The organism is Kocuria tytonicola, from assembly GCF_003687455.1.
Lineage (GTDB): Bacteria > Actinomycetota > Actinomycetes > Actinomycetales > Micrococcaceae > Kocuria > Kocuria tytonicola.
In genome coordinates, this window is the sequence record NZ_PHOA01000110.1 from 1 (window position 1) to 7,984 (window position 7,984).

The following is a 7,984-nucleotide window of genomic DNA, read 5'->3' on the forward strand; positions in this document are numbered from 1 at the left end:
GGGCAGGGGCGACCTCGGGCGCCCCTGGGGGCAGCTCCTCCGGGGGCACGGCATCGGACAAGACCACTTCCGGAGGCGGGGTGCCCGGCCCCTCGGGATCAGCGGGTGCGCCCTCCGCCGGGTCCACGGGCGGTGTCCTGACCGTGCACGTGGTGGGAGAGGTCAGAGATCCTTCCGTGGTCACCCTCTCGCCCGGGGCGCGGGTCATGGACGCGGTGGAGGCCGCCGGGGGATTCACTCCCGCCGCCGTGAAGGACCGCATCAACCTGGCGGAGAACGTGGCGGACGGCGCCCAGATCGTGATTCCCAACCGGGGCAATGTGGATGAGGTGCTGGCGGCGCGCACCGCTCCCGGCGGCGGGTCCGGAGGATCCGGTGCCCCCGCCCCGAACGCCGCGAGCAGGCCCGCGGGCGCGACCAACGGTGCCCCCGAGCCGGGTGCTCGGGGCGGCGGCTCCACGGCCGCGGCCCCCGGCGCCCCCGTGAACCTCAACACGGCCACCGAGGCCGAGCTGGAGGCCCTGCCGAAGGTGGGTCCGGTGCTGGCGCAGCGGATCGTGGAGTTCCGCACCCAGCACGGCCCCTTCACCTCACCCGAGCAGCTGGACGACGTCAGCGGTGTGGGACCGGCGATGCTGGAGGCGCTGCTGCCCCTGGTCACGGTATGACCGTCACGTGGGACCTGCGGCTGCTGCCCGTGGCGCTCGCGGTGTGGATCACAGCGGTGGTGACGCTCGCGGGGCAGTGGCAGGCCGGTGCCGTGTGTGCGCTGCTGTGCACGGCCGGACACCTGCTGGTGTGCCTGGCCCCGCACGGGTGGCGGTGGCTACGGGCCCGTCGCTCGTCTCGCACGCCCGCTTCCGGTAAGGGGATGCCCGGCGCAGGACGGCGGACTCGCGCGCGGCCCTCCCAGCGGGGCACGTGGACGGTTCGCCGCAGCGGCCCGGGCACCGTGCCCCGCCCCCACGCGCGGAACGCCATGGTGACGGGACACCACGGGACAGCAGTCCTGACCCTGGTGGTCCTGCTGGCCGGCGCGGCGGCCCTCGTGAGCACCCTCGCGGCCACAGCACCGGCCCGGGCGTTCCTGGTGCAGCACCCCCAGGGATCGGTGGTCCGGGTGGAGGCCACCGTGTCCGGGACGCCGTCCCCCTACACCTCCCACGCGGGCGCGGGGGAGCAGGAGGCCGCGCACGGGGTTGCCGTGACCCTGGACGTGCAGCGCGCGGACGGGGCACCCACCACCGGGGAACTCACAGTGTTCGCCACCCATCCCGGCTGGGACGGTGTGCGGGACGGGGAGCGCGTGGGCGCCGTCGTGACCGTGGCGGACACCGCCGCACCCGCACGGCTGCTCGCCCGAGCGACGTCGCCACCCGTCTCCGCGGGACACGGCGGGCAGGACCCCGGTCTGCTGGAGGCCGTGCGCGCCGACCTCACCCGCGTGGCCGGCGGCTTCGGCGCCGTGAGCGCGGGACTCGTTCCCGGCATGTCCGTGGGGGACACCTCCCAGCTGCCCGCCGCCCTCGCCCAGAGCATGAAGGACACCGGACTCACCCACCTGACGGCGGTCTCCGGGTCCAACTGCGCCCTCGTCATGACGCTGACCGGATTCACCGCCCTCACCCTCGGCGCGGGTCGACGCATGTGCGTGACCGTGGGCCTCGCCGCGCTCGCGGGCTTCGTGCTGCTCGTGGGACCGGACCCCTCCGTGCTCCGCGCCGGGGTCATGGGCGCGCTGGGCGGGGTCGCCATGCTCAGCGGACGCCCCGGGGTGAGCCTCAACGCCCTGTGCGCGGCGGTGACCGGTCTGGTGCTCACCCGCCCGGACCTCGCCGCGGACATGGGCTTCGTGCTCTCCGTCCTGGCCACCGCGGGCATCGTGGTCAGTGCTCGCCCCGTGACCCGCGTGCTCGGCACCCGCCTGCCCACGGTGCTCGCGGTGTGCATCTCCGTGCCGCTCGTGGCCCAGCTGTGGTGCGGGCCCGCCCTGCTCCTGCTCAACCCGGACCTGCCCCTCTACTCCTTGCCCGCGAACATGGCCGCCGCGCCCCTGGTGCCCGTGGTCACGGTGGCCGGTCTGCTCGCGGTGTGCGTGCTGCTCGCAGGGCACCTCCTGGACCCCGCCCTGGCCCTGCTCGTGCCCGGACCTGCGGACCCGGCCGCCGTCACCGCGTGGGACCGCGGGGCGAGCCTGCCCGTGGGCGTCGCCTCCTACCCGGCCCGCGCCCTCGGCTGGATCGCGGACACCTTCGCCGCACTGCCCGGCGCCCACGTCCCCTGGCCACCCGGCCTCCCGGGCGTCCTGCTGCTCACCGTCCTGACCGTCCTCGCGCTCGCGGCCCTGCACACGGTGGACGCCCGCATGCGCCGCCCACCGCCGGTCGCGGGCACCGTGGACCCCGCTCCCGCCGCAGCACCGGTGCCCGACGCCGTGTGGCGCGTCCGCGCGCACCGTCTCCGGGGACGACGCCGCCTGCTCGCCGTCACCGCGTCCCTCGCCCTGGTCATGCTGCTGGTGACCGCTCTCGTGTGGTGGTTCCGCCCGGCCCCGGCGTGGCAGTCGGTGGTGTGCGACGTGGGCCAGGGGGACGCCGTGCTGCACCGCACGGGCGAGCACCGTGCCGTGCTCGTGGACGGGGGACCGGACCCCCGCGCGCTCACCCGGTGCCTGCGGCAGGCCGACGTCACCCACCTGGACGCGGTGATCGCCACCCACGACCACGCGGACCACGTGGCCGGGCTCGACGGGCTCGCCGAGACCGTGGACGTGGACCGCGTCTGGTACTCCGCCGCCGGAGACACCCCTCCGGATGAGCTCCAGCAGTGGCACGGCATCACCACCCGGCCCGCACCCGGTGAGCAGCTCCACCTGGGACCGCTCACCGTGGAGGTCCTGGCCCCCGCGCCGCCGACACCCGTCGAGAGCTCGGCTCCCAGCTCGAGCGGCGGCGCCAGACCACCACGTTCCACGCACCGGAAGATCACCTCCGAGGACGAGAACAACGCCTCCCTCGTCCTGCTCCTCACCATGGACGGTCCCGACGGCCCCACCACCTGGCTGTCCGCCGGGGACCTCGAAGCCGACGGGTACCGAAGAGAGCTGCCCACCTTCCCCGGTGGCCACACACCCCACGTGGACGTCCTCAAGGTCTCCCACCACGGCGCCCGCAACGGCGGCACCGACATCGTCCACGACACCCACCCCGCGCTCGCGGTGATCTCCGTCGGGAAGGACAACAGCTACGGCCACCCGCACCCCCAGACGCTGGCAGCACTGCATGAGGTCGGGGCGGCGGTGGCCCGCACCGACCAGAACGGCGCACTGTGGATCCGCCGGGAGGGCGGCCGCGTGGTGGCCGCCCGCGGGTGACCCGTGCTGCCCCGGAGCAGAAATAACCCCGGCGGCCGATCCGTTGACCGGGAGGAACCACAGGGCGCCCGCCGCAGACCCGGACCCGCTCACCCCGCTCGGGGTGCTGCCCGTCCCCGGTGCGGGCGTCCCCGACCGGAAGGACCCCCATGCACTCCACCCTCTTCGAACCGATCACCCTGCGCGGGCTCACCGTCCGCAACCGGCTCTGGATCCCGCCCATGTGCCAGTACGCAGCCTTCGGGGAGGACGGCGTGCCCACGGACTGGCACCTCGTGCACTACGGCTCACTCGCCGCCGGTGGGGCGGGGGCCGTGATCGTGGAGGCGATCGCCGTCGTGCCCGAGGGACGCATCAGCCCCCGAGACCTGGGCCTGTGGAACGACGAGCAGCGGGACGCCCTCGCGCGGATCGTGGACTTCGCCCACGGCCGGGGCGCGGCCATCGGCGTGCAGCTCGCCCACGCGGGCCGCAAGGCCAGCACCCACGCCGCGTGGGGGACCGAGCACCCCGGCCAGAGCCTGCCCGCGGCCGAGGGCGGCTGGCAGACCGTGGGCCCGTCCGCCGTGGCCTTCCCCGGCCTGGACGCACCCGAGGAACTGGACGCGCGCGGGATCGACGACGTCGTGGCCGCCTTCGCCGCCTCGGCCCGCCGCGCCGTGGAAGTCGGCATGGACTTCGTGGAGCTCCACGGCGCCCACGGCTACCTGCTCCACGAGTTCCTGTCCCCCCTCAGCAACGAGCGCACGGACGAGCACGGCGGCTCCCTGGAGAACCGCGCCCGGCTGCTGCTGCGGGTGACCGACGCCGTGCGGGACGTCATCCCCGGCGACATGCCGCTGCTGGTGCGACTGTCCGCGACCGACTGGACCGACGGCGGCCTCACCGTGGCGGACACCTCCCGCGTGTCCGGATGGCTCGCCGAGCACGGAGCGGACCTCATCGACGTGTCCTCCGCCGCCAACGTGCCCGCCGAGATCCCCGTGGGCCCCGGCTACCAGGTGCCCCTGGCCACCGAGATCAGGAGCACCGCAGGCGTCCCCGTGGCCGCGGTCGGCATGATCGACACCGCCTGGCAGGCCGAGCAGATCGTCGCCACCGGACTCGCGGACGTGGTCCTCATGGGCCGCGAAGCCCTGCGAGACCCCCACGTGGCCCTCACCGCCGCCCACGCCCTCGGCGTTCCCGACGCGCCCGTCCCCGGCCAGTACGAACGCGCCTACCGCCGCCCGCCGCGCACCCGCTGAGAATGGGCGCTCGCCGGGCGACGGCGCCTCCGGGGACCAGAGGGGCCACGAGCAGCTGAGCCGGAGCGCTCGGGCCACGAAACTCCGCGGTACCCGGGCTGCCTTCGCGGCGTCCCGTGCCGCGCCGCGGCACCCGCACTGCACAGGGCCCCGGGGGTGTCCCCGCCCGCGGCTAGCATGGGGACGCAGCGACGGCGTGCCCGCCCCGCCCGGCCGAACGTGCCGAGCGCACCCGGGACCGGGCACGGGCGGCGTCGACGCCCGAGCACCCGGCCACGAACGAGGAGCACCATGACCCCGGCACGCACGACCTCCCGCCGACAGGCACCCTCGGCCCCGCAGACGTCGTGGCGCGACGCCACCCCGCAGCCCCTCGTGCTGGCCTCCGGCTCGGACGAGTACATCCTGCAGCGCATCCGGGAGACCCTGCGGGACGCCATCCGCATGGAACGCGGCTCGTGCGAGGTCACGGACATCGCGGCCGGGGACTACCAGCCGGGTCAGCTCGCGGTGGTCACGAGCCCCTCGCTGTTCGACGACCCCAAGCTCGTGTGCGTCCAAGAGCTGGCGAGCATGAACGAGCATTTGCTCGCGGACGCTCTGGCCTACGTGGCCAGCCCGGACCCGGACGTCACGGTCCTGTGGCAGCACTCCGGCGGCAACCGCGGCAAGAAGCTGCTGGACGCGCTCAAGGAGCGCGCCCTCGTCCTGGACTGCACCCCGCCGAAGTCGGACCGGGACAAGTCCGCGTTCGTCCTCGCGGAGTTCCGGGCACAGGGAAAGCGCATCGAGCCCGACGCCGCCCGGGCGCTGGCCGCGGCCGTCGGCACCTCCACGGCGGAGCTGGCCGCCGCGTGCTCCCAGCTGATCGCGGACGGGCCCGTGACCGTGGACCTCGACCTGGTCGAGAAGTACTACGGCGGTCGTGTGGAGGTCACCGCGTTCCGGGTGGCGGATGCGGCCGTGGCCGGCAACGCGGACCAGGCGCTGAAGCTGTGGCGCCAGGCCGTGGACGTGGGTGTGGATCCGGTGCCCATGGTGGCCACGCTGGGCTCGAAGATGCGCCTGATCGCCCTCACCGCGGGGTCCCGCGGGGGAGCGGGGCAGATCGCCAGAGACGTGGGCACCGCCCCGTGGCAGGTGGAGCGCGCCCAGAACGAGGCGCGTCGGTTCACCGCGCAGGACGTCGCCCGGGCCCTGCAGGCCATTGCGGAGGCGGACGCCCAGGTGAAGGGCGCCTCCCGCTCCCCGTACTTCGCGGTGGAGCGGGCCATCACGGTGATCGCCACCTCCGGGCACCACTGAGCCGACTCCTCGGGGGCTGCGCCGAGAGCTGCCCGCAGGGAGCGCGGAACCATCCCGCGCATGACAACGGGCCCGGCACTCACGAGGAGTACCGGGCCCGTCCAGTCCGTCAGCGCGACGGGGTCAGCCGATTCAGATCTTCGCGACTTTCTTGGCCAGACCGGACTTCTTGTTGGCCGCGGTGTTCTTGTGCAGAACGCCCTTGGATACGGCCTTGTCGAGCTTGCGGGAGGCCTTGCGGAGGGTCTCCGCAGCGGCGTCCTTGTTGCCGGACTCGACGGCCGCGTCCACCTTGCGGATCAGCGTCTTGAGCTCGGACTTGTAAGAATTGTTGCGCAGGCGTGCCTTCTCGTTGGTGAGGTTGCGCTTCTTCTGCGACTTGATGTTGGCCACGGATAGCTCCTAGAACGATTGCGGAAGTAGGTCAGTGAGGGCTCACGGATGGTCATCGACTGAGTTGTGAGAGTGGGGATGCTCGGTGGCAACCATCCGCTGTGCCCGACGACCAGCGCGGACACACAGCGGACCACTTTAGCAGAAACCCGCCCCGGGTGCCCGGAGCGGCGCGGCGCGGCGGTCCCGAGTGAGGGCTGCCCGGGCAGTGCCGCCCCGTCAGCGCCGCCCGGTCAGCTCCGCGGCCACCGCCTCGAACCGCGCTCGGTCCAGCACGGCACCCTCACGCCGCACGTCCTGTGGCCGCACGGGGATGATCCGGTCGACCCGCGCCTCCGAGGGACGCCCGGACCGGTCCCAGCCACCCACGCCCACGTCCACCCAGGAGGGGTCGTCGTGACCCGCGGAGTCGTGGTCCTTGGAGGTGAGCATCACGCACAGCAGGTGCTCGCCGACCCGGTCCACGATCAGCACGGGCCGGTCCTTCCCGCGCGAGTGGTCCTCCTGGTAGGGCACCCACGTCCACACGACCTCCCCGGGATCCGGGCGCCCGTCCGGCTTCGCGGCCCACCGGGGGTTCACCGGCCCCGTCCAGTCCCCGGGGTAGTCCGTGATCCGGCCGGACGACGCCGCCGTGCCCGGCCGCGCGCGCGAGGGGCCGCGCTCGTGCGCCACGGTGGGCGGCGGCGTCGTGCCCCCGGAGCGGGAGGCGGGCCCGCGGGAGCCCGAGTAGCGCTGGTACATGCGGAAGAGGCGCAGCCCCTGGTTCAGGAGTCGAGTGAAGTCGGCCATGGGGACATCGTAGGGGGACCGGTTCGCCCCCGGTCCGGGATCATGGGAAACTGGGGAGTCATCCTGAGAACGAAAGGACCGCCCGTGTCACCGTTGGCCGTCAATCCACCGGCACCTGCCTCGACCGACCCCTCGGTGATCAGGAACTTCTGCATCATCGCCCACATCGACCACGGCAAGTCCACGCTCGCGGACCGCATGCTGCAGGCCACCGGGGTGGTGACGCCGCGGCAGATGAAGGCCCAGTACCTGGACCGGATGGACATCGAGCGCGAGCGCGGGATCACCATCAAGTCCCAGGCGGTGCGCATGCCGTGGAACGTGGACGGCACGGACTACGCGCTGAACATGATCGACACGCCCGGGCACGTGGACTTCACGTACGAGGTCTCCCGCTCGCTGGCCGCGTGCGAGGCCACCATCCTGCTGGTGGACGCCGCCCAGGGCATCGAGGCGCAGACGCTGGCGAACCTCTACCTGGCGCTGGAGAACGACCTCACGATCATCCCGGTGCTCAACAAGATCGACCTCCCCGCGGCGCAGCCGGAGAAGTACGCGGCGGAGCTCGCCAACCTCATCGGGGTGGAGCCCGAGGAGGTCCTGAAGGTCTCGGGCAAGACCGGCGAGGGCGTGGAGGAGCTACTGGACCGGATCGTCCGGGACGTGCCCGCGCCCCAGGGGGTGAAGGACGCGCCGTCGCGCGCCATGATCTTCGACTCGGTGTACGACACCTACCGCGGCGTGGTCACCTACGTGCGCGTGGTGGACGGGACCCTGGTCCCGCGTGAGCGGATCGAGATGATGTCCACGGGGGCCACGCACGAGCTGCTGGAGATCGGGGTGATCTCCCCGGAGCCCTTCCCGTCCAAGGGGC

7 protein-coding genes are annotated in these 7,984 nt (G+C 73.4%); 5 read left to right on the forward strand and 2 right to left on the reverse strand.

What is annotated here, in order from left to right; genetic code table 11:
* The 4 genes from CWC38_RS10170 to holA form a co-directional block, all read left to right on the forward strand.
* Positions 1–668: ComEA family DNA-binding protein (locus CWC38_RS10170; protein WP_206059894.1), on the forward strand; the 668-nt coding region annotated here is incomplete at its 5' end.
* A 311-nt stretch (positions 669–979) separates the two neighbouring features.
* Positions 980–3,373: a ComEC/Rec2 family competence protein gene (locus CWC38_RS10175; RefSeq protein ID WP_165860397.1), complete on the forward strand. Its 2,394-nt coding sequence runs from the start codon at positions 980–982 to the stop codon at positions 3,371–3,373.
* 149 nt (positions 3,374–3,522) lie between these two features.
* Positions 3,523–4,620, forward strand: coding sequence for an NADH:flavin oxidoreductase/NADH oxidase (locus CWC38_RS10180; RefSeq protein WP_121846630.1), 1,098 nt, complete (start codon positions 3,523–3,525; stop codon positions 4,618–4,620).
* A 291-nt stretch (positions 4,621–4,911) separates the two neighbouring features.
* The gene (holA, locus tag CWC38_RS10185; protein ID WP_121846631.1) at positions 4,912–5,925 is read left to right on the forward strand and encodes a DNA polymerase III subunit delta; all 1,014 of its coding nucleotides are present in this window, start codon (positions 4,912–4,914) and stop codon (positions 5,923–5,925) included.
* Between the two features lie 132 nt (positions 5,926–6,057).
* Here holA and rpsT read toward each other — a convergent pair whose 3' ends face one another.
* Both rpsT and CWC38_RS10195 read right to left on the reverse strand, forming a co-directional pair.
* Entirely contained in the window at positions 6,058–6,318 is a 261-nt protein-coding gene (gene rpsT / locus CWC38_RS10190) for a 30S ribosomal protein S20 (RefSeq protein WP_121846632.1), read from the reverse strand.
* A gap of 219 nt (positions 6,319–6,537) precedes the next feature.
* On the reverse strand, positions 6,538–7,110 hold the full coding sequence (locus tag CWC38_RS10195) for a type II toxin-antitoxin system PemK/MazF family toxin (protein ID WP_121846633.1): 573 nt from the start codon (positions 7,108–7,110) through the stop codon (positions 6,538–6,540).
* An 84-nt stretch (positions 7,111–7,194) separates the two neighbouring features.
* Between CWC38_RS10195 and CWC38_RS10200 the strand changes: the two genes are divergently transcribed.
* A partial coding sequence (locus tag CWC38_RS10200; RefSeq protein WP_121846634.1) for a GTP-binding protein occupies positions 7,195–7,984 on the forward strand: 790 nt, incomplete at its 3' end.